Source organism: Lelliottia jeotgali (assembly GCF_977070485.1).
Window position 1 is genome coordinate 84012 of record NZ_CDRVFO010000012.1, and the last position, 24912, is coordinate 108923.

A 24912-nucleotide genomic window follows, 5' to 3' on the forward strand; every position below is an offset into this window, starting at 1 on the left:
CCAGATAGGCGCCATCATGACCCTGCCCGCTCTACTCACCCAGCACATCGCGCGCCGCCCACAGCGCATCGCTTTGCTTCAGCATATCGCAGAGCAAGGTTCGATCACCCGCGCAGCCAAGGCCGCAGGCATAAGCTACAAAGCCGCATGGGACGCCATAGACGAACTCAACAACCTGGCCAGCCAGCCGTTGGTCGAGCGTAGCACCGGCGGGCGCGGCGGCGGTGGCGCCCGCCTGTCGGGCGAAGGCGAACGGGTACTGCGCCTGTACCAGCGCCTACAGGCCTTGCAGGCCCAGATTCTTGAGGCTGCCGAAGATTCCAGCGACCTTGACCTGCTTGGGCGCCTGATGTTGCGCACCAGTGCCCGCAACCAGCTGCAAGGCCAGGTCAGCGCCTTGCGCCGCGAGGGGCGGCACGACCGCGTGAGCCTGGCGCTGGGTGGCGGGCTGGAAATCGAGGCACTGATCACACACGACAGCACTTCACGCCTGGAGCTGACGCTCGGAACCATGGTGGTGGCGTTGCTCAAGGCCGGGTGGGTGCAGTTATCGAGCGCCGCAGATGAAGCCGAAGCGGGCAGCAATGTGCTCAAGGCCACCGTGGAAGAGGTGATAGCGGATGGGCATGACACCAGTGAAGTGAGGCTGGCGCTGGGTAATGGCCAGACACTCTGCGCGTTTGCCGATGCGCACTGGCTGGCACAAGAGGCAGTGGCAACAGGTAGCCAGGTCCGGGTGCAGTTTCATCCCTCCCATGTATTGCTGGGGGTACCGGTGTAGGTTGGTCGCGCCACCCCGCCAGAGGGCCGGCACTGATACCATGAGCCCTTGCAGCCCACCCCGGAGCCACCATGTCTCACCCCTTCGCGACCCTCACCCCCGACCTGGTACTGGACGCCGTGGAGAGCCTCGGCTTTCTCAGCGACGCCCGCGTACTGGCCCTGAACAGCTACGAGAACCGCGTCTACCAAGTGGGTATCGAAGGCGAGCAACCACTGATCGCCAAGTTCTATCGACCCGGCCGGTGGAGCAATGAAGCGATTCTTGAAGAACACCGCTTCACCGCCGAACTTGCTGAGTGCGAAGTGCCGGTGGTCGCCCCGCTGCAACACAATGAACAGACCCTGTTCGAGCACCAGGGCTTTCGCTTCACGCTGTTTCCCCGCCGCGGCGGCCACGCACCGGAGCCGGGCAACCTCGACCAGCTCTACCGTCTGGGCCAGTTGCTGGGCCGCTTGCATGCCGTCGCGGCAACACGCCCGTTCGAGCATCGCGAAGCATTGACTGTGGAAAACTTTGGCCACGCCTCCCTGCAAACCCTGCTTGATGGCAACTTCGTACCTCGGGAATTGCTGCCTGCGTTCGAATCTGTAGCGCGCGAGCTGCTCAAACGGGTCGAAGACATCTACGCACGCACCCCACATCAGGTCATGCGCCTGCACGGCGACTTGCACCCCGGCAACCTGATGCATCGCGACGACGTCTACCACGTCGTCGACCTCGATGACTGCCGGATGGGCCCGGCCGTGCAAGACCTGTGGATGATGCTGGCCGGTAGCCGTGAAGAACGCCTGGGCCAACTGGCAGAGCTGATCGACGGTTACAACGAGTTTCACGATTTCGACCCGCGCGAGCTGCCTCTGATCGAACCGCTGCGCGCCTTGCGCCAGCTGCACCATAGCGCCTGGCTGGCAAGGCGCTGGGACGACCCGGCATTCCCGCGCAGCTTCCCCTGGTTTGGCCAGCCGCGTTACTGGGGCGATCAGATTCTGGCCCTGCGCGAGCAAACGGCGGCACTCGACGAGCAACCCCTGAAATTGTTCTAAATGCCTGCAAAGGTCTGTCTACAATAGGCGTCGCTGTATTTAGCTACCTAAGCAAGGATTCTGCATGCACGCCGCAAACCCGCGTCGCGGGTACATTCTTGGCCTTTCGGCCTACATCATCTGGGGCTTGTTCCCCCTCTATTTCAAAGCCATACAAAGTGTCCCGGCGGTTGAGATCATCGTGCACCGGGTGCTCTGGTCCGCTTTGTTCGGTTCGCTGCTGCTGTTGGTGTGGAAGCACCCAGGGTGGTGGCGCGAGCTGCGCGACAACCCCCGCCGCCTGGCCATTCTTGCCCTCAGTGGCGCCCTGATTGCCGGCAACTGGCTGACTTACGTATGGTCGGTCAACAACGGGCGCATGCTCGAGGCCAGCCTGGGCTACTACATCAACCCGCTGGTGAACGTGCTGCTGGGCATGCTTTTGCTGGGTGAGCGCCTGCGCCGCCTGCAATGGCTGGCAGTGGGCATGGCCGCAGTAGGTGTGGCGCAACAGGTGTGGCAAGTCGGTAGCCTGCCTTGGGTGTCATTGGTACTGGCGTTGACGTTTGGCTTCTACGGCCTGATCCGCAAACAGGCACCGGTAGCGGCGCTGCCCGGCCTGGTGGTGGAAACCTGGATGCTGGTGCCCCTGGCGCTTGGCTGGCTGCTGCTGCACCCTGCCGCGATGAGTGCACAAGGCAGTTTCTATACCGGCAGCGAGGCGTTATGGCTGATTGCAGCCGGGCCGGTAACGCTGATACCGCTGGTATGCTTCAACGCCGCTGCACGGCACTTGCCCTACACCACCCTGGGCTTCCTGCAGTATCTGGCGCCGACCCTGGTACTGCTGCAAGCGGTACTGCTATTTGACGAGCACCTGTCTTCCAGCAGCCTGATGGCTTTCTTGTGCATCTGGGCTGGCCTGGCGCTCTACAGCGTCGATGCCTGGCTGAATCTGCGCAAGCGCGCCTGATCAAAAAACGACCAAAACTCTGCAGGCCACGCCGTCCGTGGCCTGGCAGAAGATCTCCAGAGGTTATCCACACCCTCGTCCCCGTGGTTTGTGCACAAGCTATTGATTAGTGGCTGTTTTTTGACCAAACCGCGGGAGAGCTCGCCGTCTCTGGGCTAGCGAGGAGCGCCCCCAGGTTATCCACAGGGCCGTCCCCGGTTAATCGGGATAACCCGCTACCGCCTCGGCTCAATCCTGGGGCCGCAATTTCAACTCCACCATCAAGTCATCTGCCAGGCTCTCCAGCTTCTGCTGCAGATCATCCAGCGACAAGGTCAATGGCAGCGCCAGCAAGGCATCGGCATGGAACAGCGGCTCGCTACTCATTGGCGCCGGGCGCACTTCGGTGGTGAAGCGCTCAAGGTTCACCCCTTGGTCAGCCAACAATCGGGTGATATCACGTACGATGCCTGGGCGATCATTACCCACCAACTCCATAGCGATCGGCTTCCAGGTACAGGAAGGCTCGATGCCGCTTTCTGCGATCAGTACACGGATGTCGTACTGCCCCAAGGCCTGAAGCGATTTCACCAGCTCATCGTAGCTTTCTGCGGGCACCGCGACCCGCAGGATGCCGGCGAATTGCCCTGCCATACGCGACATACGGCTCTCCAGCCAGTTACCGTTGTGGTCGGCGATGCACTGGGCAATCCGTTCGACCTGGCCGGCCTTGTCAGGAGCAATCACGGTCAGTACAAGATGATCCACAGGGCTTCCTCTGCGTCGTGCCGCCTGCAGCGGCGAGAATACGGGGGGATTGGTTCAGTATAGGCAAGGCGCGGCAACCTGCCGCAGGACGGTCTGCCGAACTAATCGTGTACTGTTTCAAGATTTATCTGGAACAATCCACCGGTTTTTTGCGAACATAGCCACTCCCAGCGTGACCCTACGCGACCTACCGGTCGCAGAGCGACGCTTTTAGTCTGATGTTCACCGGCCTGCTGCTTCATGTAGTATGCCTCGGCGCGGACTACAAAACGTCGTTACGATGTCTGCCAAGGCGCCTGTGAAAATACGCCAACCGCCCGCCAGCCTTATGGCGAGCCGCACCCAGCCGCTCTCGTGAGTGGTGAGAGCATGTACTGGTGCCGTGTTTAGAGAAGCGCTACAGGCTTAATACAGAAGAGCGAAAGCGAAATAGCTGAGCAAAGGTGAGGCAAGCAATGACTGGATACGTTCAAGTCGGTGGCCTTCAGGTCGCCAAGGCCCTGTACGACTTCGTCAACAACGAAGCGATCCCTGGAACCGGCGTCAAGGCCGATGCGTTCTGGGCCGGGGCAGAAAAGATCATCAACGACCTCGCCCCAAAGAACAAAGCCCTGCTCGCCAAGCGCGACGAGCTGCAAGCCAAGATCGACGCCTGGCACCAGGCACACAAAGGCCAGGCACACGACGCCGTAGCCTATAAAAGCTTCCTTCAGGAAATCGGCTATCTGCTGCCACAAGCCGACGATTTCCAGGCCACCACCCAGAACGTGGACGAAGAAATTGCCCACATGGCAGGCCCACAGCTGGTCGTGCCGGTGATGAACGCCCGCTTTGCCCTGAACGCCGCCAACGCCCGCTGGGGTTCGCTGTACGACGCACTGTACGGCACCGACGCCATCAGCGATGAAGGCGGCGCCGAAAAAGGTCAGGGCTACAACAAGGTCCGTGGCAACAAGGTCATCGCCTTCGCCCGCGCCTTCCTCGACGAAGCCGCGCCGCTGGCTGCTGGCTCGCACGTCGACTCCACCGCTTACCGCATCGAAGGCGGCAAGCTGGTCGTTGCCCTCAAGGGCGGCAGCAACAGCGGCCTGCGTGACGACGCCCAGCTGATCGGCTTCCATGGCGATGCCGCCGCGCCAACCGCCGTGCTGCTCAAGCACAATGGCCTGCACTTCGAAATCCAGGTCGATGCCAGCACCCCGGTCGGCAGCACCGACGCCGCCGGAGTCAAAGACATCCTGATGGAATCGGCGCTGACCACCATCATGGACTGTGAAGACTCGGTCGCTGCCGTCGATGCCGACGACAAGGTCATTGTCTACCGCAACTGGCTGGGCCTGATGAAAGGCGACTTGGCCGAGAACGTCAGCAAAGGCGGCAAGACCTTCACCCGCACCATGAACCCGGACCGCGAGTACGCAGCGCCCAATGGCGGCACCGTGACCCTTCACGGTCGTTCGCTGCTGTTCGTGCGCAACGTGGGTCACCTGATGACCAACCCGGCAATTCTCGACGCCCAAGGCAACGAGATTCCCGAAGGCATCCAGGACGGTCTGTTCACCAACCTGATCGCCCTGCACAACCTCAACGGCAACACCAGCCGCAAGAACACCCGTACCGGTAGCGTCTACATCGTCAAACCGAAGATGCACGGCCCTGAAGAAGTGGCGTTCGCCGCCGAGATCTTCAGCCGCGTCGAAGACCTGCTGGGCATGCCGCGCAACACCGTCAAGGTCGGCATCATGGACGAGGAGCGCCGTACCACGGTGAACCTCAAGGCTTGCATCAAGTCGGCCGCCGAGCGCGTGGTGTTCATCAACACTGGCTTCCTCGACCGTACCGGCGACGAGATTCACACCTCGATGGAGGCCGGCGCCGTGGTGCGCAAAGGCGCCATGAAGAACGAGAAGTGGATCGGCGCCTACGAGAACAACAACGTCGACGTCGGTCTTGCCACCGGCCTGCAAGGCCGTGCGCAGATCGGCAAAGGCATGTGGGCCATGCCGGACCTGATGGCCGCCATGCTCGAGCAGAAGATCGCTCACCCGCTGGCCGGTGCCAACACCGCTTGGGTTCCTTCGCCGACCGCCGCCACCCTGCACGCCCTGCACTACCATAAAGTCGACGTGCAGGCGCGTCAGCGCGAGCTGGCCAGCCGCACCCCGGCCTCGGTCGACGACATCCTGACCATCCCGCTGGCAGCTGACACCAACTGGTCGGCAGAAGAGATCCGCAACGAGCTGGACAACAACGCCCAGGGCATCCTCGGCTATGTGGTTCGCTGGATCGACCAGGGCGTGGGTTGCTCCAAAGTGCCGGACATCAACGATGTGGGCCTGATGGAAGACCGCGCTACCCTGCGTATCTCGGCCCAGCTGCTGGCCAACTGGCTGCGCCATGGCGTGGTTACCCAGGAGCAGGTGCTGGAAAGCCTCCAGCGCATGGCCGCCGTGGTCGACAAGCAGAACGCCGGTGACGCCCTGTACCGCCCGATGGCGCCGAACTTCGACGACAACGTGGCATTCCAGGCTGCAGTGGAACTGGTAATCGAGGGTGCCAAGCAACCGAACGGTTATACCGAGCCGGTACTGCACCGTCGCCGCCGCGAGTTCAAGGCGCGTAACGGGCTGTAAGACATCGGGGCCGCTCCATCAATTACAGGAGGATCGCATTCCCCTGTAGGAGCGGCCTTGTGTCGCGAAAGGGCTGCAAAGCAGCCCCAATCCCGCTCACTCAAGCTTCAATTCTTTCTTCACCAACCCCAGCAATTTCCCCAGATCCACCGGCTTCAGCAAAAAATCCACCACCCCTAGGTGCATCACATCCACCGCCTCTTTCACATCGGTGTCGCCTGACACCACGATGATCGACAACGCCGCCCGTTCCGACTCACGTATCTGCCGGATCAGCTCCAGGCCATCCTTGGGCTGCATGCGCAGGTCGGTGATCATCAGGGCAATGCGCGGTTCGTAATGCAGTTTGAACATCGCCTCCTGAGCACCATCGGCCTGCATGCAGTCGATCCCCCTGCTCTTCAGGTAAAGGCACAGGGCCTCACTGTTCACCGGGTTGTCATCAACCACCAATACCACCGGCCTGGGCGCAACAGGCGCACTCAACCCGGCCAGTGCCTCGCGTTCGGCGTCACTCAGGATGTCGTCATGCTCAACCATGGTCGTCTCATCAAATAGTCTTGCTCACCGGTAAGACCGCAGCTTGCGATATTGATCACACTACGCTCATAGACTTACGTCCAATGGGCACCGCACGGCCGTCAGCCGACCATGGGGACCGAGAACAACAAGGCCGCACCTATATATAGATATATATAGTTCGGCATAGCGATACGGTCAGTGTCATGAGCAAAAACGACGCCTACACCCAGGCGGGCAGAACTGCCGTTCTGCAGAACATTCAGGGCACCCTGCAGTTTTTGCAGCGTTTCCCGCCGTTCAACCAAATGGAACACAGCCACCTGGCGTTCCTGGTGGAACAGTGCCAGTTGCGTTTCTACGCCAGCGGGGAAAGCATCATCAAACCCGCTGACGGCCCGGTGGAGCACTTCTACATCGTCAAACAGGGGCGCGTGGTCGGTGAACGCCAGCACCTGGTCAAGCCTGGTGTGGAAACCACTTTCGAGATCACCAGCGGGGAGTGCTTCCCGCTGGCTGCCCTGCTCGGCGAACGCGCTACCCGCACCGAACACCTGGCGGGCGAGGACACGTTCTGCCTGCAATTGAACAAAGCCGCCTTCATCCGTGTGTTCTCCCTGTCGGATGTGTTTCGCGATTTTGCGCTGCGTGGCGTCAGTAGCTTGCTAGACCAGGTCAACCAACAGGTACGTCAGCAAGCGGTGCAAACACTCGGCACCCAATACTCGCTGAACACCCCACTGGGTGAACTGGCCATGCGTCATCCGGTGGTCTGCACCCCGGGCACGCCGCTGCGCGACGCCGTGCGGTCGATGCACGAGCAACAGGTCGGCAGCATCGTGGTGGTCGATACGCAGCGTTACCCGGTGGGCATCTTCACCCTGCGTGACCTGCGCCAAGTGGTGGCCACTGTCGATGCCGACCTCGGTAGCGCAATCGAACGGCACATGACCGTCAAACCCTTCTACCTCAGCCCGCAGGCCAGCGCCTTCGACGCGGCCATGGCCATGACCGAGCGACACATTGCCCATGTTTGCCTGGTGGACAACCAGCGCCTGTGCGGCGTGGTCTCGGAGCGCGACCTGTTTTCCCTGCAACGGGTCGACCTCGTGCACCTGGCCCGCACCATCCGCCATGCACCGCGCCTGGACTCGCTGGTGGCGCTGCGTGGCGAGATCGGCCAGCTGGTGGAGCGCATGCTCGCCCACGGCGCCTCCTCGACCCAGATTACCCAGATCATCACCCTGCTCAACGACCACACTGTCTGCCGGGTAATCGAACTGGCTCTGGCCGAACGCGGCGACCCTGGGGTGCCGTTCAGCTGGCTGTGCTTTGGCAGCGAAGGGCGACGTGAACAGACCCTGCATACCGACCAGGACAACGGCATCCTGTTCGAGGCAGCTGACAGCAGCGAAGCCGAAGCCATTCGCGCCCGCCTGCTACCACTGGCCCACTACATCAACCAATGCCTGGCCCAATGCGGCTTCACCCTGTGCAAGGGTAACGTCATGGCAGGCAACCCCGAGCTGTGCCTGTCGCGCACTGAATGGGCACGGCGCTTCGCCGGCTTCATCCGTGAAGCCAGCCCAGAGAACCTGCTCGGCTCGAGCATCTATTTCGACCTGCGGGTGGTATGGGGCGACGAACAGGGTTGCGAACAACTGCGCCAAAGCGTGCTGGAACAAGTAGCCGAGAACCGCATTTTCCAGCGCATGATGGCCGACAACGCCCTGCGTCAGCGGCCTCCGGTAGGCCGCCTGCGCGAATTCGTCCTGACACGCCAAGGCAACGACAAGGCCGCAACCCTGGACCTCAAGGTCCAGGGCCTGACGCCCTTCGTCGATGGTGCCCGGCTGCTGGCCCTGGCCAATGGCATCGGCGCCTGCAATACCCTTGAGCGCCTGCGCCAGCTGGTCGACAGAGGCGTTATCGAGGCACTCGACGGCGCGGCCTACGAAGAGGCCTACCATTTCATCCAGCAAACGCGCATGCAGCAGCACCAGCGCCAAAGCCGCGATAATCAGCCGTACTCCAACCGCCTCGATCCGGACAGCCTCAACCATCTGGACCGGCGCATCCTGCGTGAGTCGCTGCGCCAGGCGCAGCGCCTGCAAAGCAGCCTGGCCCTGCGGTACCAGCTATGAGCCTGTTCGCCTGGCTGCGCCCTGCCGCGCCGGCCCTGGACGATGCACTGCATCAACGCCTGGCGCGCCTGCCAAAACCCGCACCGCTGGGCGTGTGCTCGCTGCGTGATCAGCGCTGGGTGGTGCTGGACCTTGAGACCAGCGGCTTGAACCCCAACCGCGATCAGGTCCTGTCGATCGGTGCCGTAGCCATCGAAGACGGCGCCATCGACTTCTCCCAGCAGTTCGAGCGCACCCTGCACCGCCCGGCCCAGAAAACCAACGCCAGTGTACTCATCCATGGCCTGGGCCCGAGCGCCCTGGCCGCAGGCAGCGACCCGGCCGAGGCGTTGCTCGAACTGCTCGAGTTCATCGGTGACAGCCCGGTGCTGGCATTTCATGCACCTTTCGACCAGCGCATGCTGGCTCGGGCGTTGAAAGAAACCCTTGGTCATCGCTTGCAACTGCCCTTTCTCGATGTCGCTGAACTGGCGCCCATGCTCAACCCAGACACCGTACTGCGCGAAGCCGGGCTGGATGACTGGGTGGCGCGCTTCGGGCTGCAGGTGGATGAGCGCCACCACGCCAGCGCAGACGCCCAAGTCACTGCTGAGCTGGCGTTAATCCTGTTCAGCCAGGCCCGTCGCCAGCAGCTCGACAGCCCGTTGCAGCTGGAGCAGCGGTTGCGCAGGTGGCGGCGGCGCAATGTGCAGGGGCATGGGCTTTAGAAACATACCCTTTGAAGGGGCTGCGCCCGTAGTATCGGACACCGGCCCCCCATGACAGTCAGTGGCAACCCGATAAGCGTCCATTGCGCCGCGCCCCCCGCCTCTGCAACAATCGCGAATAATTATCGTTAGTTAACGCATTCGTTCCGGGGGGGACACTGCTTGTCTTCTGCTCAGAGCCCACACGCCGAACTGGTCGGTGCGCTGTACCGCGACCATCGCAGCTGGCTGCTTGCCTGGCTGCAACGCAGCATGGCCTGCCGTCAGCGTGCTGAAGACCTGAGCCAGGACACCTTCGTGCGTCTGCTCGGGCGCGAACAACTGGACACCCCCCGTGAGCCGCGCGCATTCCTGGCCGCAGTGGCCAAGGGGCTGATGTTCGACCACTTTCGCCGCGCCGCCCTGGAGCAGGCCTACCTGGCCGAACTGGCCCGCTTGCCGGAAGCCGAACAACCCTCCCCAGAGCTTCAGCACCTGATCCTCGAAGACCTCAAGGCCATCGACCGCCTGCTCGGCAAGCTGTCGAGCAAGGCACGCACGGCATTCCTGCACAATCGCCTGGACGGCATGGGCCACGCCGAAATCGCCGAGCGCCTGGGCGTATCGGTATCGCGGGTGCGCCAATACATCGCCCAAGGCATGCGCCAGTGCTATGTGGCCCTGTATGGGGAGCCGACGTGAACAACTCACCGGTTTCTGCCGGGGTCCTTGAAGCTGCCATCGCCTGGAAACTGAGCCTGGACGACGGTACCGGTACGCCCGACGAGCGCAGCGAGTTCATGCGCTGGCATGCCGCCAGCGAAGAACACGCTCGCGCCTGGCGCCAGCTGGGCGCCCTCGATCAGCGGGTAAGTGCCGCCGCCGGCCCCGCGCGCCAGGCCCTGCAGCAATCGCGCGCCGGGTTGCGCCGGCGGGTGGCCAAGGTGGGCGGAGGGCTGGCCGGCATGTTCCTGCTCGGCTCACTGCTGGCCTGGGTCGGCGCGCCCTCGCTATCGGCAAGCTACTGGTTGGCCGATCAGCGCACCGCCACCGGCGAACTGCGGACCTTGCGTCTGGAGGACGGCACGCTGCTGAGCCTGAACACTCATACGGCGGTAGACATCGACTACGAAGGCGACCAGCGTGTACTGGTGCTGCACCAGGGTGAAATCTCGGTGGAGACCGGCCACCAAGACCCTCGCCCGTTGCTGGTGCGCACCGACGATGGCCGCCTGCGCCCTCTGGGCACGCGCTTTCTGGTACGTCGCGAAAACCACGGCACCCGCCTGGAGGTGTTGCAGGCCTCTGTCGCAGCGCAGCCGCTGAACAGTGGTGACGAGCAGGTACTGCGTGAGGGCCAGCAGGTGCTCATGAACGCAAATGGCCTGGGCCGTATCGCGCCAGTGCAAGCCGGTGCGGATGCCTGGACCCGCGGCATGCTGGTGGTGGACAACATACGCCTGGCCGACCTGGTAGCGCAGCTGGGCCAATACCGTAGCGGCCACTTGGGCGTAGCCGATGAAGTGGCCGACCTGCGCGTGACGGGGAGCTTCCCGCTGACTGACACCGAGCTGGCCCTCGCATCGCTGGTGCCCGCGTTGCCGGTGAAGATCGAGCGGCATACCCAGTGGTGGGTGAGCGTGGTGCCCAAGTAGCACCATAGCGCCCCCGTGGAGCCGGCTTGCCGGCGATGAGGCCTAAGCTGGCTGCGTACAAATACAAACCATTTCCACTTTTTTTCCAGATACCCCTGTCACTTCTGAAATCTCGCTCGGCAAGGAAGCAATTAGCACTTATCCGTCGAGGAACCGCTGCATGTCCCGTGCCGTTGATCGTATCCTGCGCCCCAGCCTGGTGGCCTTGGCCATCGCCCTGGCTGCCCCGTTGGCCAGCACTGCCCTGTTCGCCGCCGAGCAGTCCGCACAGCGCGCCTACGACCTGCCCAGCGCCCCGCTGGCCACCACCCTGAACCAGATCGCCAGCCAGTCGGGCATCGCCCTGGCCATCGATCCGGCACTGGTCAGCGGCCGAAACTCGGCGCCGGTCAACGGCCAGTTCGACGGCCTCGGCGCCCTGCAGGCCGCCCTGCTCGGTACCGGCCTGCAGCTGCAGCAGAGCACTGTCGGCAGCTACAGCTTGGTGGCTGTTCCTGATGGCAGCCTGGCGTTGCCCGAGACCGCGATCAATGCCGATGCATCGTACGAAAGCGCCTGGGGCCCGGTTGACGGCTACCTGGCCAAACGCAGCGCCGCGGGCACCAAGACCGATACCGCGCTGGTCGAAATTCCTCGTTCGATCTCCGTCGCCACCCGTCAACAGATGAGCGACCGCGGCGTTCACAGCCTGGATGATGCGGTGCGCTACATGCCCGGCATCGTATCGGCCAGTTTCGGCAGCGACACACGCTATGACTGGATGCGCGTGAGGGGCTTCGAACCGACTCAGTTCCTCGACGGCCTGCCGCTGCCACGTGGCGTTTACGCTAACCCGAAAGCCGAAACCTGGAACCTGGACCGCCTCGCATTGCTGCGTGGCCCAGCGTCCTCACTCTACGGCCAGACCCCACCCGGCGGCCTGCTGGACATGGTCAGCCGCCGTCCGCAGGCCGAAAGCGCAAATGAAATCGAAGTGCAATACGGCAGCGACAACCACCGCCAGATCAACTTCGCCAGCACCGGCAAAATCGATGACCAAGGGCAGTTCCTGTACGGCGTCAGTGGCGTGATTCGCGATGGCGGAACGCAGATCGACCATATAGACGACAAACGCTACAACATTGCCCCAAGCCTGACCTGGAACATCGACGACGACACGTCACTGACCCTGCTGACCCAGTTCACCCGCGACGATACAGGCGCTACCAGCCAGTTCCGCCCCATTCAGGGCACCAAGATCGACATGCCATTCGGTAAGATCTCCCACCACAAGAACCTGGGGGATCCGGACTACGAGTTCTACGACCGTACCTACTACGCGCTGGGCTACGCCTTCGAGCACCGGATCAACGATGTGTGGCAGTTCCGCCAGAACCTTCGCTATACCAAGACTGACCTGTCCTTTCAGACCATCACCCCTGGCAGCTACAACACAACCACTCCTCCGGTACAAGACGACGGTACCGTCAGCCGTATGTCCACCAACACCGATGAAGACATCAGCCAATTTGCAGTGGATAACAACTTCCAGGCTGACTTCACCACTGGGGACATCAGCCACACCCTGCTGGTCGGCCTGGACCACCAACGTGTCAACACCAATTACCTGTCGATCTTCGGCTTCAACGTGCCGGACAGCAACGTCATCAACCCGGTCTACGGGCTGCCAATCACACGGCCGGATCGCTCCACGGCGTTCTATGACTACAACCAGAAAACCCGCCAGGCCGGCCTGTATGTTCAGGACCAGATGGCGTTGGGCAACTGGCGCCTGACGCTGGGCGGTCGTGAAGACTGGGTGCATACCAGCACCAGGTTCCTGAACCAGGGCGATGCCACCAACACCCAGAGAGACAAGAAATTCAGCGGCAACGCGGCCATCAGCTACGTCTTCGACTCGGGCTTCGTGCCTTACCTTTCGTATGCCGAGTCGTTCCAGCCGGTCAGCAATGCTGCCGCATCCGCCACGGAGTCTTTCAAACCGACCGAAGGCAAGCAGTGGGAACTGGGCATCAAATACCAGCCACCGGGCTCCAACACCCTGTTGTCCGCAGCCGTATATGACCTGACCCAGAAAAACGTCTCGGTCACCAACAACGAGGGCGGTGTGACCGTTACTAGCCAGACCGGCGAAGTGAAGGTTCGTGGCCTGGAGTTGGAAGCCGTTTCCGACGTCACCGAAAATCTGAAGGTGACTGCGGCCTACACCTTGGCCAAATCCGAAGTGCAGGACGGCATCTACAAAGGCAACCGCCTGCAACTGATGCCTAACCAGCAGGCCTCGCTGTGGGCCGATTACACCTGGCACACCGGCGTGCTCGACGGCTTCGGCATCGGCGCTGGCGCGCGCTACACCGGAAACACCTATGGCGATCAGGGCAACACCTGGCTGGGCAAGGCCGATGCGTACACCGTGTTCGATGCCTCCGTGCACTACGACCTGGGGCGCCTGAGCTCCAGCCTGAAGGGCGCATCGGTAGCGGTCAACGCGACCAACGTGTTCAACAAGGACTACATCTCCACCTGTGACAGTTACTACTGCTACTACGGTGACGAGCGTAGCGTCGTCGCCAGCGCCAGCTACAAGTTCTGAGTACCCAGGGGCCGCTAAGCGGCCCCCATGAGAAATTTCGGTACCGTGATGAAAAGCCAAACCATCCGCCGCTGGTCCGTGATTCACACCTGGAGCAGCCTGGTCTGCACCCTGTTCCTGCTGTTGCTGGCCCTAACCGGCCTGCCGCTGATCTTCCACCACGAAATCGAGCATCTGCTCGGCGACGCACCAAAGCTGCGCGAAATGCCTGCAGGCACCCCGCAACTGGACCTGCAGCAACTGGTGCTCAAGGCCGAGCAGCATCGTCCAGGCGAGGTGATGCAGTACTTCGGCTATGACGAAGACGAACGCAACGGCGTGGTGGCGATCACCGCTGCCACTGCGGGCACCGAACCCAATTCGTCACACACCTTCATGCTCGACGCCCGCACCGGCGAAGCCGTCGCCATGCCGGCCGCCAACGGCGGTTTCATGATGATCATGCTGCGCCTGCACGTCGACATGTTCGCCGGGCTGCCCGGCAAGCTGCTGCTGGCGTTCATGGGTGTGTTGTTCGTTGTCGCGATCATCTCCGGCACCGTGCTCTACGCACCGTTCATGCGCCGCCTGCAATTCGCCACGGTGCGCCACGACAAATCCCGCCGCCTGCGCTGGCTCGACCTGCACAACCTGATCGGGGTGGTGACCCTGGCCTGGGCGCTGACCGTCGGTGTAACCGGGGTCATCAGCGCCCTGTCCGACCTGGTCATCACCGCCTGGCGCAACGACAGCCTAGCCGCAATGGTCGCGCCCTACCGTGACGCCCCGCCACTCACCGAGCGCGCACCGGCCAGCCGCCTGCTGGACATCGCCAAGCAGGCCGCACCCGGAATGCGCCCAGACTTCATCGCCTTCCCCGGCACGCGGTTCTCCAGCGAGCACCATTACGCCGTGTTCATGAAAGGCGCCACCCACCTTACATCGCACCTGCTCACGCCCGTACTGATCGATGCGCGCAGCCTGCAGGTGACGGCAGTGGGCGAACGCCCCTGGTACATGGACGCCATGGGCCTCTCGCAGCCACTGCACTTCGGCGACTACGGCGGGCGGCCGATGCAGATCCTCTGGGCAGTACTCGACGTGTTGACCATCATCGTGCTCGGCAGCGGCCTTTACCTGTGGTGGGGCAAACAGCGCAAAAACCGGGAGGCGCGGGCATGAGCCACAAATCGCAACCGACCCTGCGCATCTTCACCTGGCCCGCCGCCATCGGCCTGCTCGGCGCCGCCGGCCTGTTCGCCGCCTTGCTGGGTGACGGCGCGTGGGATGCCCTGGCCTGGCTGGGCCTGGGCATACCCGCGATCCTCGGGCTGCGGGGGCTATGCGGGCGATAACCGGCTACCGCTTCGGCCCTTGCCCTGGGCCCTAACGTTGCGCCTCCCTGACCGAAGGAGCGCAACATGCTACCGCTGGAACGTATCGAATTCGTCGACCAACAGATCATCGCCCTGCTGGCACAATTACCAAGCCCCGACCGGCCGGGACTCACCCGTCAGCAGCTACAAGGCGAACTGGCTGAATACTGGGCAGCCTGCGACCCCCAGGGCCGCTCGCGCAGGGTCCGCCTATGCGATCTGCGCCGCGCCCTGATGCATGCCGAGTTGAATCTACGCCAAGGCGACCGGACCTTGCCCACCCCCGAGGCCGATGCCCTGAGCCTGTGCCTGGACCTGCCCAACGCCTGGCAACGCCGGCCCCAAGCGATGGCCACACGTGCCCAGATATACCGCTTGGTCCTCAGCCGTAGCCAGCCCCACAGCCGAGCGGTGCTGCCAGGTATGTTCGTGGTCATCACCGGTAACGACGAGGCTGCCGAGCTCACCCCGGAGCATGCCCACGGGCCGGCGTTGCTGTGCGGCCTGACCCAAGGCATCGAGGCCTACGCATCGCTGGCCGAATTGCACCTTGAGCTGTGCGAACGCCTCGACGACCCACTGCAGGGTCCGCCACTGCTACGCCTGCTGGTCGATGGGGAGCGTATAGAGAACGCCGCCAAGGCCGACCGCCTGCGCTACGAATGGTATGCCGATGACCCGGTGCAAGCCCAGGTCGACGCCCTGATCGAAGCCCAGCGCCTGCGTGTCAACCACGCTTGGACATCTGCCCATGGCGCCCTGGCACCCGCCGCCGAGACGCTGCGCAGGGCCCTTTCACTGGCGGCCGAAGTCGGCAAGCAAGCGTTGCTCGAAACGCGCTACGGCCTGCTGCTGGAAAAAAACCTGCCCAACTGGTTGAGCACGGCAGGGCCCCAGGCGCTTACGCACATCATGCAGACCATGCAACAACTGGTCGCCGCCGGCAATCGCATCGCCGCGCCAGGCATCCTCACCCTGGCGCAGTTCCGCGAGCAGGAGAGCTTGCAGAACTGGGCCCGCGCGCGCGTAGAGGAACGCCTGCGCCACGATCATGGCCTGCGCTACGCAGCCGCCGACATCATGGTACATGTGGTGCACAGCCGTCAGGCAGGTCCGCAGCTGAACCCCTTCAACCCATCGAGCTACGTCACCTGGCGAGGTTTCGAGCGCGTCGGTGGGCAGATGGTCGAGCTAACCAGGGAGAGTTACCCGCTGCACGAGCTGGCGTTGCGCAACCTGAACTGGTTCGACTACGACTATTGGCTCACCGCCCGGGTAACCCACCGTCAAGACAAGCCATTACCCGAAGCGCTGAACCCGGCCTACATCAAGGCGATGATCAGGCACCTGAATGTCGGCGGTAGCTATCATGCCTACCTGAAAACCCAGTTGATCGATTCCCCGGTCGGGGGATGGCGGCTCAATGCCCATGCTTTGATCAACCGCGCCCGCATGCGCGCCGAGGCCGCCAAGGCACTTTACGCCGGGCACTTTGGCCTTGCCTATCAGGCTGACCAGGGCTACCGCTGGGTACGTCAGGTACTGGACTACCCACACAACGCGCTGCGCCCCCCGGTGGACAACCAGCGCATCACCGTGCGCCAATTGACGATCCATGGCCATACCCTGCAAGGCGTTTTGCTGATCAATGCCGAAAGTGCCGGCACAGGCGCGTTCATCCTCTACACACCGGACGCACCCGACCGCCGCGCCTGGCGCGGGCTGAGCAATGCCCGTGAACTGATGCGGCTGCTACGCAAACAACCCGCCCTACGCGCCTACGCCGCCAGCCGCCTGCCCCTGCTGGCGCCTGTCCGTATCGAACAGCTGCTGAGCAAGGGCCGGCTCAGCCCCGTACTGCGCACTCCAGCCATCGAAAATGAGCTGTTCTTTGCCTACTACATGGCTCAGGTGCGCGGCTGGTTGGCAGTGGTCGATGCCCAGAGCCGCACCACCGGGGAAGCCGATCTCCAACAGGGCACCGACCTGATCTGGCGCTTGCTCGACCTTATCAGCCTGGTGCTGCCCGCCCGTGTGCAGGTTCCGCTCGCGCTGGGGCGCATGGTGATCGAAATCTGGAACGGCCTGGAAGCCTTCAGCGAAGACGATATCAACGGCGTGCTGACCCATACGTACAACGCCCTGAGCTATGCCAACGACGCTGGTACCAGCGTCGTCAGCACCGGCCTGATGCGCCGGATGATGCGTGGCATGCCAACGCAACCACCGTTGCCACTGCCCTCGCGCTACAGCGTCACGCCTGCGCTGGAACACCTACGCTACGCCATTGACGGTGTGCACGGCGAAGGCGTGTTCGAGAAAGCATCGACATTCGAAGGGCTGACCCTGTATTTCATCCAGGATGCCCACGGCCGGTATTACAAGGTTTCATTCGACGGCCATCGCTGGCGGGTCATCGACCCGACCCAACCCGACGCTTACCTGCTGCAGCCGGTCAAACGCCTGGCCAATGGCAACTGGGTCATCGACTCACCGGTGCTGTGGTACGACGGCCTTCCCGATCTGCCGCAGTTGTTGGCCAGCTGCCGCCTGCAGCCGCCATTGGCGGGTGAGGTGGTGGACACGCTGGCAGGGTTGTATCGGGCAGACGACCAGCTTTATCTGCAAACCCCTGCCGGGCAACTGCCAGTGCGCGCGCACCTGCTCGCCGGGCGCTACCACCTGTTGATCCCGCACGCACGGGAAGCCGGCGTGGTGCCGTGGGCGATCCTGCGCTGGCAAGACCGGCAGTGGCGCGTCCGTGTGCGCCAGGCAGGGCGCAGCAGCGATTGGCTGGCGCTGCCGGATGCCTACTCGCCGAGCCTTGGCAACAACCGGTCGAGCCGCTGATGCAAGGCACTGCTGCTCGGCCAGTTGCGCAGCAGCCGCGCCCGATCACGGGCGTAGGCCGGGGCAAAGCTGAGCCCGGTGGCGTGCTGGCACATGGCGTCAAGGTCGATCAAGGACCATTGGCCGTTGTGCCAGAACAGGTTGTGGCCCTTGAAGTCGCCATGGCTGATACGCTCGCGGATCAGTTGCTGCATCACTTCCACCAGGGCATCGACTTGCTCTTCTGGCGCCTCGCCGTTTTCCACATAAGGGGCGAAGCACGCGGTGAGGTCCGGGCCATCGACATGTTCGGTGACCAAGTACGCCCGGCTGCGCAGCCCCATGACGCGCTGCTCCAGCACTGCCAAAGGGCGCGGCGTGGCGATGCCCAGGAACTCCAGGCGGTGGCCTTCAATCCAGGAGTGCCAGGCCCGGCTCGGGCGCCAGAAACGCTTGAACCAATGCGCAGTGTTCTTGATGTTGTAGCGCTTGAGTACCAGTGAGCGCCCACCCACCTCGACACGCGCCACGCTGGCCGCCCCGCCTGTCTTGTACAGGTGGCCTTGGTCGATCAATGTATCGGCCTGTTCCAGCACCGGCAGCATGGCCTGGACTTCGCTGCGGCGAATCGCCCGCAAGCCCGAAAGGCTGCGCTCGACGCTGAACAGTGTGCATTCGCGGCCGGCCTTCTCCAGGTAATCCTTGAGGCGCCAGTTCCGCACCTTGTCCACCTGCTTCTGCAACGCTTCCATCGGCAACGCGTGCTCGGCATTGGCCAACAGGTAATGCACCAGCACCTCTTCGATGAACGGCTCCAGGCGCTTGGGCAATTGAGCGAAGAAAACCCCGAGGTTTTCCAGCACACGCGGACGCGACAGCTGCTGGCCTGGTGTTTCGGCCTTGATGCCAGCGCCATCGATCAGGTACAGCTTGCCGCCGTGACGCAACAGGTTGTCCAGGTGCAAATCTTCCTGCCAGAGGCCCTTGGCATGCATCTGCGCCACGGCAGTCAGCGCTTCGCCAAGCACCAGGTGCTGTTCGTCGGCCAGCACCGGCAGGTTTGCCACCTCGTCCCAGGCATCGGCCAGGCTTTCGGCGCCGTCGAGGAACTCGAACAGCAGCCAGCCACCCTCACCTTCCTTGAGCCCATCGGCAAGCAGCTTTGGCGTTGTCAGGCCCTGTTCGGCCAGCAACCTCACACCCTCCAGCTCCCGTTGGAAATGGCGCGCGGCGTTAGCGCCCACCAGCAACTTGGCCAACACCGGCGTACCGCGCCATACACCGGCACCGACATAGCGCTGGCCTGGCAACACGCGCAGCAGGCTGAGCAGCTGCAGTTCGGCGTTGCCAGCGGCGTCGACCAAGCTGATCGAGAGCGGCAGTGAAGGGCTGCGCCCGGCATCTTTCAATTCAGACAAACGCATCAGCGGGCCTCTTTTTCACGACGTCGTTGCGTCAGGCGCTGCAACCAGGTGCCGACCAGTGCGCTGTCGGCCGGCTGGGCAAGATAGGCGGCCAGCAGCTTGCGCACATCCGCTTCGCTCCAGGCCCGGGCGCGGCGCAGTAGCGGCTCCAGGTCCTTCAGGCGATCACGCATGCCGAACAGCAGTGGCCGGGTCTTCTCCAGGTCGATCAATTGCGCGTCCCAGCCTTCGCGGCGCTGGCGCAGGAAGATGTGCTTGGGGTAGAAGCAGCCATGCACCTGGCCGGCGCTGTGCAGCGTGCGCGCCAGCTGGCCACAGGCCTGGAGGATGCCGTTGCGCTCAACGTCACTGAGCTGCGGCCACTGGCCCAGCAGGCTTTCCAGGTCGCTCCATTCATCCAGAGCACGGGTGAGCAGAATCGCCCGGTGCTGGCCCGCATGCTTGCGCTCACCGTAGAACACCGCCTGCAGGGCCGGGATATGCAGCTTCTGGTAACGGCTGATGTTGCGGAACTCACGGGCGAAAGTCGGCTCGCCAAATGGGCGATGCAAAGTGCGGGTCAGGTAGTCGCTCTGGCGCTTGAGGTAATACCCTTTGCCCTCGAGCTCCAGGCGATAGACGCTGCTCCAGCCGCCACGACCGGTATTGGGTTCGTCCACGGCATCGAGCTGCAGCGCCCACAGTGCTTCGAAGTCATTCAGGCCATGGCGTTTGAGCAGCGCGAGGTCCGCGCTGGCCAGGTAATCGGTCATTCCCTTCCCTCGAAGAAGCTCAGTACCTGACGGATCCGCCGCTTGTCGCGCGCATTCAGGCGCTGGCGCCCGCGGTACTGCAAATAGAAGCGCAGACGCTGAGTCGCCGTCAGGTGGTATTTGGCGACCTTGTCCAGGCATGCCAGGTCCTTGATCAGCCGGTGGCGCCACATGAAGCCGCGCCAGAAGTCACCGGTCGGGCAGTCGATGAAGAATAGCGTGCCCCGGTCATCGACCAACAGGTTGCGCCACTTAAGGTCGTTGTGGGCGAAATGGTGCTCATGCATGACCCGGGTATGGCGCGCCAGCTGTTGGCTGATGTGCTCGACCCAGGCGCGATCGGCCAGGCGCGGATCATTACGCTCAGCCAGCGCCGACAAGTCTTCGGTGCGAGGCAGCTCGCGAGTGATCATCGCGCCACGGCCAAATGCCAGGCCATTGCGCTCCAGACCCCAGGCCACAACTTCAGCGGTCGGGATGTCCCATTTGGCGAACTGCTTGAGGTTCTGCCATTCGGCCTTGATGCGCGGCCGGCCGAGATAACGGCGCATGTGCTTGCCGGCGCCGGTGTACCGCTTGACGTAATAGTTGACCCCGTCACGCTCGACGCGGACCACTTCGCTGAGCGGGTCACGGGTCAGGCGTTCACCCTGCAGGGCAAACACTGCATCGAGACTGCCGAAGTCCGCCGCCAGCTGTTCGTAGCCAGCCGCCAGTGTCCAACCCGCCATCAGAGTGCATCCCCATAGCGTTGTTTGCGATCGTAGAGTTTCTGCGCCTTGCGATCGAGCCAGGCTAGCAGCGTGGCTTCCTCGCTGAGGATCTGGCGCAGCGGGCGTTGGAAGTATCCGCGCAGGAAACGCAGCTTGTCGCGCCGGGTAAGGCCGATGTCCAGCGCTGAGAAGTAGAGCGCGGCCAGGTCCTTGTCCCGCCAGCGGCGGCTGATTGTCGCCCGGGTCTGGGCGCGGTGCAGGTCGATTACCGACAGCTTGAAGTCTTGCGCCGTCACCGGGCGGTCGGTGTGCAGCAGGAAGTGGCAGATGTAGCAGTCGCGGTGGTTGACCCCGGCGCGGTGCATGCCGCCGGTCATCTTCGCCACTTCGGCGATCAGCGCGCGCTTGAGCGCCGGCTCAGGCGGCTGCCTGACCCAGTCGATGCTGAAGTCTTCCAGGCTGATGGTCGGCGCCAGTTCTTCGGTGACGATGAACGAGTGCTGCGTGGCCGGATTACTGCCACGCTCGCCATAGGCCACTGCAGTCATGGTCGGCACACCGACTTCATGCAGGCGCTCGATGGCCCGCCATTCCTGCCCGGCGCCCAGCACCGGAAGCTTGGCGGTGAGCAGGTTCTTGAAGATTTCGCCCCAACCAATACCACGGTGGATCTTGACGAAGAAACCTTCGCCATCGACCTCGGTGCGCAGCGTGCGGCGGCCTTCCAGCTCGCGGTACACCTCGCCTTGCAGAGCCTCCACGGCATCAAAGGCATCACGCCCGGCCCACATGCGCTTGAACGGTTCGGCCAGGATCAGCTTCATGCGCTCTCCTGCCCCAGAATCACGTCGGCAGCGTGCTGCGGCATGCTGTAAAGATCGGCGGTTTCGGCAAATGCCAGCCCATTGCGCGCCCACTCGGCACGCGCCGTTGGCGCTTCGAGCATGCGCTGCAGGTAGCCGTTGAGCTGTTCCTGCTCGAACGGCTCATCCAGCACCAGGCCGCTGTCGGCCTCGGCAATGTAATGGGCGTAGCCGCAGACTTTGGAAACCAGCACCGGCAAGCCAGCCACCAGCGCCTCGAGCAACACCGTACCGGTGTTCTCGTTATAGGCCGGGTGGATCAGCAGGTCGGCACCCAACAGGAAGCGCGGGATGTCACTGCGGCCCTTGAGGAACTGCACCTGTTCGCCCAGGCCCAAGGCTGCGCTCTGCAGCTGGAACACCTTGGGATCGTCCTGGCCGATGACCATAAGCCGGGTGCGCTTGCGCAGAGACGACGGCAGCGCGGCCAGGGCCTTGAGGCTACGGTCGAGGCCCTTGGTCTTGAAGCCCGAGCCGATCTGTACCAGCAGCAGGTCGTCATCGCCCAGGTTGAACTCCTTGCGGAACTGCGCGCGGATCTCGGCGGCATTGGCCGGCGCACGGCGGTCCTGGGAAATGCCGGGCGGCAACAGGTGAAAGCGCTCGACAGGGGTGCCGTAATGCTTGATGAACAGCGGTTGCTGCACCTCTGAAATCATCAGCACTTCGGTGCGTGCATCTTTGGCGAACACGGCCCGCTCGTACTCGGCAAAGTGCCGGTAGCGGCCCCAGCGGCGGTACAGGCCGCCACGCAAAGTCTGGGCCTTGTCCTCGAAACAGGCGTCGGCCGCGTAATACACATCCAGGCCCGGCATCTTGTTGAAGCCGATCAACCGGTCTACTGGACGCTTGGCCAGATCGGCTTCCATCCAGGCAGTGAGTTTTTCGTTGCGACGGTGATTGAACAGCGCTTTGACCGGCGCCACCAGCACTTCGAAACCGGGCGGAATATCGCCTTCCCAGATCAGCGTGTAGACACGGATCTGGTGGCCCCGCTTCTGGCATTCCAGGGCAATGCGCATGAAATCGCGCTGCAGGCCGCCGAAGGGGAAATATTTGTAAAGCACGAAAGCCAATTGCATCAGCGGACATCCTCAGCCAGCAGCAACGCGCTCAAGCGGCTCGCCACATGCTCGGGATTCAGGCGAGTGAAGCACAGTGGCCACTCGCGTTTGAGATCGAACCGGCGCAGGTCGTCGGCGCTCGGTCTGTAGGTGCACTTTTTCTGCAGGCACGGTGCACAGGGGAAATCGCTGGCCTGGTGCACCTGCACACGGCCATAGGCGCCGGTCAGGCCCGGGTTGGTCGGGCCGAACAGCGAAATGGTAGGCACATCCAGCGCTGCGGCCAGGTGGCCCAGCCCAGTGTCCACCGCTACACAGGCCTTTGCCGCCGCCAGCACGCGGGCGACGCCGGCAAGGTTCAATTTGGGGAGCACCTGGCAGTTGTTCAAGCCCTGGGCAATACGCTCGGCGCGGTCTTTCTCGGCCGGGTTGCCCCATGGCAGGCATACCTGCAGCTTGCTGCGGCCCAGGCGTTCAGCCAGCTCACGCCAGTAGGCCTCGGGCCAGTGCTTGGTCGCCCAGGTGGTGCCGTGCAGAAACACCACATACGGCGCTGCTGGCGGCAGTTGCAGGCGGTCCAGGTCCAGGCCGTAGTTGCCGATGCCTTCGGGCAGGTCATAGGCCAGGGCCATGGCGAACAGCTGGCGCACGCGCTCTACCGCATGCTGGCCGACGGCGACCGAAAGGCGCCGGTCATAGAAGCGGCTGGCCCAGCCTTCACGCGCCGAGTAACGGTCCAGGCCGGCCACCGGCGCCTTGACGTAGCGGGTCAGCCACGCCGACTTGACCAACCCCTGGGCATCTATCACCAGGTCGTACTTGCGCTCGCGCACGCGTTGCTTGAACGCCTTCCACTCGCCGCTCTTGATGGTCTGCCAGACATTCTTGCGCCAGCGCCGAATGGCCACCGGTATCACCTGGTCGACCGCCGGGTGCCAGCTGGGGATCTCGGCGAAGCCTTCTTCCACCACCCAGTCGAAGCGGATGCCCGGGATCGCATGGGCGGCATCGGTGAGCGCCGGCAGGGTGTGGATCACATCACCCAGCGACGAGGTCTTGATGATCAATACCCGCACTTACTCGACCTCGGCCACGGTATCGATCAGGTTCGGCCCACCCAGGCTGTGCAGGGCGGCGATGACTTTGCCAGGCTCCAGCAGACGCAGGCAGTTGTAGTGGCCGAAACGGCAGGTGCGGTCGAAGCATGGGCTGCACTCGATGCCGGTGCGCACGATTTCCACCTGCTCGGCCAACGGCGGGGTAAAGCCCGGCGAGGTCGAGCCATAAACGGCAACCAGTGGGCGGTTCAACGCCGCAGCAACGTGCATCAGCCCGGAGTCGTTGGACACCACCGCGTTGGCGCAGGACATAAGGTCGATCGCCTCGGCCAACGAGGTTTCGCCCGCCAGGTTATAGGATTCTTCACGCAAACCCGGGATCAGCCGGTCGCGAATCTGCTCGCCGACCGGGTGATCATTTTTCGAACCGAACAGCCAAACCTGCCAGCCTTGACGAATCATGGCGTCGGCAACGCTGGCGTAGTGCTCTGCCGGCCAGCGCTTGGCTTCACCGAACTCGGCACCTGGGCACAGCGCAAGCACCGGGCGGTCCAGCTCCAGACCGAACTTGGCCAGCGCTGCATCACGGCTCTGCGCCTGGATCTGCAGCTCAGGCCGGGGATAAGGCTGCGGCAGCTCGGCACCCGGCGCGTAGGCCAGGGCCATGAAGCGCTCGATCATCAGCGGGTAACGCGCCTTGTCCAGTTTGCGCACGTCGTTGAGCAGGCCGAAGCGCATTTCGCCACGCCAGCCGGTGCGTTTGGGAATGCCGGCAAAGAACGGCACCAGCGCTGACTTCAGCGAGTTGGGCAGCAGGATCGCCTGGTCGTACTGGCCGGCCAGGGACTTGCCGATGCGCCGGCGCGTAGCCAGTTCCAGCGCGCCATGGCCGAGCGGGAAGCTCAAGGCCTGACGCACTTGGGGCATGCGCTCAAGGATCGGCCGGCTCCACTCGGGTGCCAGCACATCGATCACGCAGTCGGGGTGCTGCTGTTTCAGGCACTGGAACAGGGTTTGCGCCATCACCATGTCGCCGACCCAGCTGGGGCCAATGATCAGTATTCTCATGCTTAGTCCAGAAACGCTCGGGGAGGCTGC

The 24912-nt window shown here is 63.3% G+C and carries 21 protein-coding genes; 12 read left to right on the top strand and 9 right to left on the bottom strand.

The window, feature by feature from the left end; genetic code table 11:
* Positions 1 to 16: 16 nt before the first annotated feature.
* From ACW4TB_RS18420 to rarD, 3 genes are all read left to right on the top strand, one after another.
* Positions 17 to 781, top strand: coding sequence for a TOBE domain-containing protein (locus ACW4TB_RS18420; RefSeq protein WP_254466708.1), 765 nt, complete (start codon positions 17 to 19; stop codon positions 779 to 781).
* Positions 782 to 852: 71 nt separating this feature from the next.
* Entirely contained in the window at positions 853 to 1827 is a 975-nt protein-coding gene (locus ACW4TB_RS18425) for a serine/threonine protein kinase (protein ID WP_012316601.1), read from the top strand.
* 64 nt (positions 1828 to 1891) lie between these two features.
* On the top strand, positions 1892 to 2779 hold the full coding sequence (gene rarD, locus ACW4TB_RS18430) for an EamA family transporter RarD (protein WP_012316602.1): 888 nt from the start codon (positions 1892 to 1894) through the stop codon (positions 2777 to 2779).
* Positions 2780 to 3007: 228 nt separating this feature from the next.
* On the opposite strand, the gene ACW4TB_RS18435 is transcribed toward rarD, so the two are convergent.
* The gene (locus tag ACW4TB_RS18435) at positions 3008 to 3526 is read right to left on the bottom strand and encodes a glycine cleavage system protein R (protein WP_012316603.1); all 519 of its coding nucleotides are present in this window, start codon (positions 3524 to 3526) and stop codon (positions 3008 to 3010) included.
* Positions 3527 to 3981: 455 nt separating this feature from the next.
* Between ACW4TB_RS18435 and ACW4TB_RS18440 the strand changes: the two genes are divergently transcribed.
* Positions 3982 to 6159 (top strand): malate synthase G, encoded by a 2178-nt coding sequence (locus ACW4TB_RS18440; RefSeq protein ID WP_279933448.1) that lies wholly within the window; start codon positions 3982 to 3984, stop codon positions 6157 to 6159.
* 96 nt (positions 6160 to 6255) lie between these two features.
* On the opposite strand, the gene ACW4TB_RS18445 is transcribed toward ACW4TB_RS18440, so the two are convergent.
* Entirely contained in the window at positions 6256 to 6699 is a 444-nt protein-coding gene (locus ACW4TB_RS18445) for a response regulator (RefSeq protein ID WP_012316605.1), read from the bottom strand.
* Positions 6700 to 6884: 185 nt separating this feature from the next.
* On the opposite strand from ACW4TB_RS18445, the gene ACW4TB_RS18450 reads away from it, so the two are divergent.
* The 8 genes from ACW4TB_RS18450 to ACW4TB_RS18485 all read left to right on the top strand — a co-directional run bounded on the left by ACW4TB_RS18450 (position 6885) and on the right by ACW4TB_RS18485 (position 17961).
* Positions 6885 to 8822, top strand: coding sequence for a putative nucleotidyltransferase substrate binding domain-containing protein (locus tag ACW4TB_RS18450; protein ID WP_012316606.1), 1938 nt, complete (start codon positions 6885 to 6887; stop codon positions 8820 to 8822).
* Positions 8819 to 9529 (top strand): 3'-5' exonuclease, encoded by a 711-nt coding sequence (locus tag ACW4TB_RS18455; protein WP_012316607.1) that lies wholly within the window; start codon positions 8819 to 8821, stop codon positions 9527 to 9529. Before ACW4TB_RS18450 ends, ACW4TB_RS18455 begins: the two co-directional genes overlap by 4 nt.
* Before the next feature lie 162 nt (positions 9530 to 9691).
* Complete coding sequence (locus tag ACW4TB_RS18460; protein WP_012316608.1) at positions 9692 to 10210, top strand: RNA polymerase sigma factor; 519 nt, start codon at positions 9692 to 9694, stop codon at positions 10208 to 10210.
* The gene (locus ACW4TB_RS18465; protein ID WP_279933453.1) at positions 10207 to 11163 is read left to right on the top strand and encodes a FecR family protein; all 957 of its coding nucleotides are present in this window, start codon (positions 10207 to 10209) and stop codon (positions 11161 to 11163) included. The genes ACW4TB_RS18460 and ACW4TB_RS18465 overlap by 4 nt, the downstream gene beginning before the upstream one ends.
* A 160-nt stretch (positions 11164 to 11323) precedes the next feature.
* The gene (locus tag ACW4TB_RS18470) at positions 11324 to 13756 is read left to right on the top strand and encodes a TonB-dependent siderophore receptor (protein ID WP_279933455.1); all 2433 of its coding nucleotides are present in this window, start codon (positions 11324 to 11326) and stop codon (positions 13754 to 13756) included.
* Positions 13757 to 13804: 48 nt separating this feature from the next.
* Positions 13805 to 14917: a PepSY-associated TM helix domain-containing protein gene (locus ACW4TB_RS18475; RefSeq protein WP_455828471.1), complete on the top strand. Its 1113-nt coding sequence runs from the start codon at positions 13805 to 13807 to the stop codon at positions 14915 to 14917.
* Positions 14914 to 15090, top strand: a complete 177-nt coding sequence (locus ACW4TB_RS18480) for a hypothetical protein (RefSeq protein ID WP_279933459.1) — start codon at positions 14914 to 14916, stop codon at positions 15088 to 15090. Before ACW4TB_RS18475 ends, ACW4TB_RS18480 begins: the two co-directional genes overlap by 4 nt.
* Before the next feature lie 66 nt (positions 15091 to 15156).
* The gene (locus ACW4TB_RS18485) at positions 15157 to 17961 is read left to right on the top strand and encodes a dermonecrotic toxin domain-containing protein (protein ID WP_279933461.1); all 2805 of its coding nucleotides are present in this window, start codon (positions 15157 to 15159) and stop codon (positions 17959 to 17961) included.
* Here ACW4TB_RS18485 and ACW4TB_RS18490 read toward each other — a convergent pair.
* From ACW4TB_RS18490 to waaF, 7 genes are read right to left on the bottom strand one after another with little or no spacing between them, the layout of a single operon-like run.
* On the bottom strand, positions 17922 to 19364 hold the full coding sequence (locus ACW4TB_RS18490) for a lipopolysaccharide kinase InaA family protein (RefSeq protein ID WP_279933463.1): 1443 nt from the start codon (positions 19362 to 19364) through the stop codon (positions 17922 to 17924). The genes ACW4TB_RS18485 and ACW4TB_RS18490 overlap by 40 nt on opposite strands.
* Positions 19364 to 20116, bottom strand: coding sequence for a lipopolysaccharide kinase InaA family protein (locus tag ACW4TB_RS18495; protein ID WP_012316615.1), 753 nt, complete (start codon positions 20114 to 20116; stop codon positions 19364 to 19366). Before ACW4TB_RS18495 ends, ACW4TB_RS18490 begins: the two co-directional genes overlap by 1 nt.
* Positions 20113 to 20847, bottom strand: a complete 735-nt coding sequence (locus ACW4TB_RS18500; RefSeq protein WP_279933466.1) for a lipopolysaccharide kinase InaA family protein — start codon at positions 20845 to 20847, stop codon at positions 20113 to 20115. Before ACW4TB_RS18500 ends, ACW4TB_RS18495 begins: the two co-directional genes overlap by 4 nt.
* The gene (rfaP, locus tag ACW4TB_RS18505) at positions 20847 to 21653 is read right to left on the bottom strand and encodes a lipopolysaccharide core heptose(I) kinase RfaP (RefSeq protein ID WP_012316617.1); all 807 of its coding nucleotides are present in this window, start codon (positions 21651 to 21653) and stop codon (positions 20847 to 20849) included. Before rfaP ends, ACW4TB_RS18500 begins: the two co-directional genes overlap by 1 nt.
* The gene (locus ACW4TB_RS18510) at positions 21650 to 22774 is read right to left on the bottom strand and encodes a glycosyltransferase family 4 protein (protein ID WP_012316618.1); all 1125 of its coding nucleotides are present in this window, start codon (positions 22772 to 22774) and stop codon (positions 21650 to 21652) included. The genes rfaP and ACW4TB_RS18510 overlap by 4 nt, the downstream gene beginning before the upstream one ends.
* Positions 22774 to 23832: a lipopolysaccharide heptosyltransferase I gene (gene waaC / locus ACW4TB_RS18515; RefSeq protein WP_012316619.1), complete on the bottom strand. Its 1059-nt coding sequence runs from the start codon at positions 23830 to 23832 to the stop codon at positions 22774 to 22776. Before waaC ends, ACW4TB_RS18510 begins: the two co-directional genes overlap by 1 nt.
* The gene (gene waaF / locus ACW4TB_RS18520; protein WP_279933469.1) at positions 23833 to 24882 is read right to left on the bottom strand and encodes a lipopolysaccharide heptosyltransferase II; all 1050 of its coding nucleotides are present in this window, start codon (positions 24880 to 24882) and stop codon (positions 23833 to 23835) included. It abuts the gene before it with no gap.
* Positions 24883 to 24912 lie beyond the last annotated feature (30 nt).

Excerpts from the sequence above, each read along its gene's own strand:
- ACW4TB_RS18470 (WP_279933455.1), top strand. The coding sequence starts at position 11,324 with ATGTCCCGTGCCGTTGATCGTATCCTGCGCCCCAGCCTGGTGGCCTTG.
- ACW4TB_RS18440 (WP_279933448.1), top strand. The coding sequence starts at position 3,982 with ATGACTGGATACGTTCAAGTCGGTGGCCTTCAGGTCGCCAAGGCCCTG.
- ACW4TB_RS18490 (WP_279933463.1), bottom strand. The coding sequence starts at position 19,364 with ATGCGTTTGTCTGAATTGAAAGATGCCGGGCGCAGCCCTTCACTGCCG.
- ACW4TB_RS18450 (WP_012316606.1), top strand. The coding sequence starts at position 6,885 with ATGAGCAAAAACGACGCCTACACCCAGGCGGGCAGAACTGCCGTTCTG.
- waaF (WP_279933469.1), bottom strand. The coding sequence starts at position 24,882 with ATGAGAATACTGATCATTGGCCCCAGCTGGGTCGGCGACATGGTGATG.
- ACW4TB_RS18425 (WP_012316601.1), top strand. The coding sequence starts at position 853 with ATGTCTCACCCCTTCGCGACCCTCACCCCCGACCTGGTACTGGACGCC.
- rfaP (WP_012316617.1), bottom strand. The coding sequence starts at position 21,653 with ATGAAGCTGATCCTGGCCGAACCGTTCAAGCGCATGTGGGCCGGGCGT.
- ACW4TB_RS18510 (WP_012316618.1), bottom strand. The coding sequence starts at position 22,774 with ATGCAATTGGCTTTCGTGCTTTACAAATATTTCCCCTTCGGCGGCCTG.
- ACW4TB_RS18485 (WP_279933461.1), top strand. The coding sequence starts at position 15,157 with ATGCTACCGCTGGAACGTATCGAATTCGTCGACCAACAGATCATCGCC.
- rarD (WP_012316602.1), top strand. The coding sequence starts at position 1,892 with ATGCACGCCGCAAACCCGCGTCGCGGGTACATTCTTGGCCTTTCGGCC.
- ACW4TB_RS18445 (WP_012316605.1), bottom strand. The coding sequence starts at position 6,699 with ATGGTTGAGCATGACGACATCCTGAGTGACGCCGAACGCGAGGCACTG.
- ACW4TB_RS18420 (WP_254466708.1), top strand. The coding sequence starts at position 17 with ATGACCCTGCCCGCTCTACTCACCCAGCACATCGCGCGCCGCCCACAG.
- ACW4TB_RS18480 (WP_279933459.1), top strand. The coding sequence starts at position 14,914 with ATGAGCCACAAATCGCAACCGACCCTGCGCATCTTCACCTGGCCCGCC.
- ACW4TB_RS18500 (WP_279933466.1), bottom strand. The coding sequence starts at position 20,847 with ATGGCGGGTTGGACACTGGCGGCTGGCTACGAACAGCTGGCGGCGGAC.
- ACW4TB_RS18475 (WP_455828471.1), top strand. The coding sequence starts at position 13,805 with ATGAAAAGCCAAACCATCCGCCGCTGGTCCGTGATTCACACCTGGAGC.
- ACW4TB_RS18495 (WP_012316615.1), bottom strand. The coding sequence starts at position 20,116 with ATGACCGATTACCTGGCCAGCGCGGACCTCGCGCTGCTCAAACGCCAT.
- ACW4TB_RS18455 (WP_012316607.1), top strand. The coding sequence starts at position 8,819 with ATGAGCCTGTTCGCCTGGCTGCGCCCTGCCGCGCCGGCCCTGGACGAT.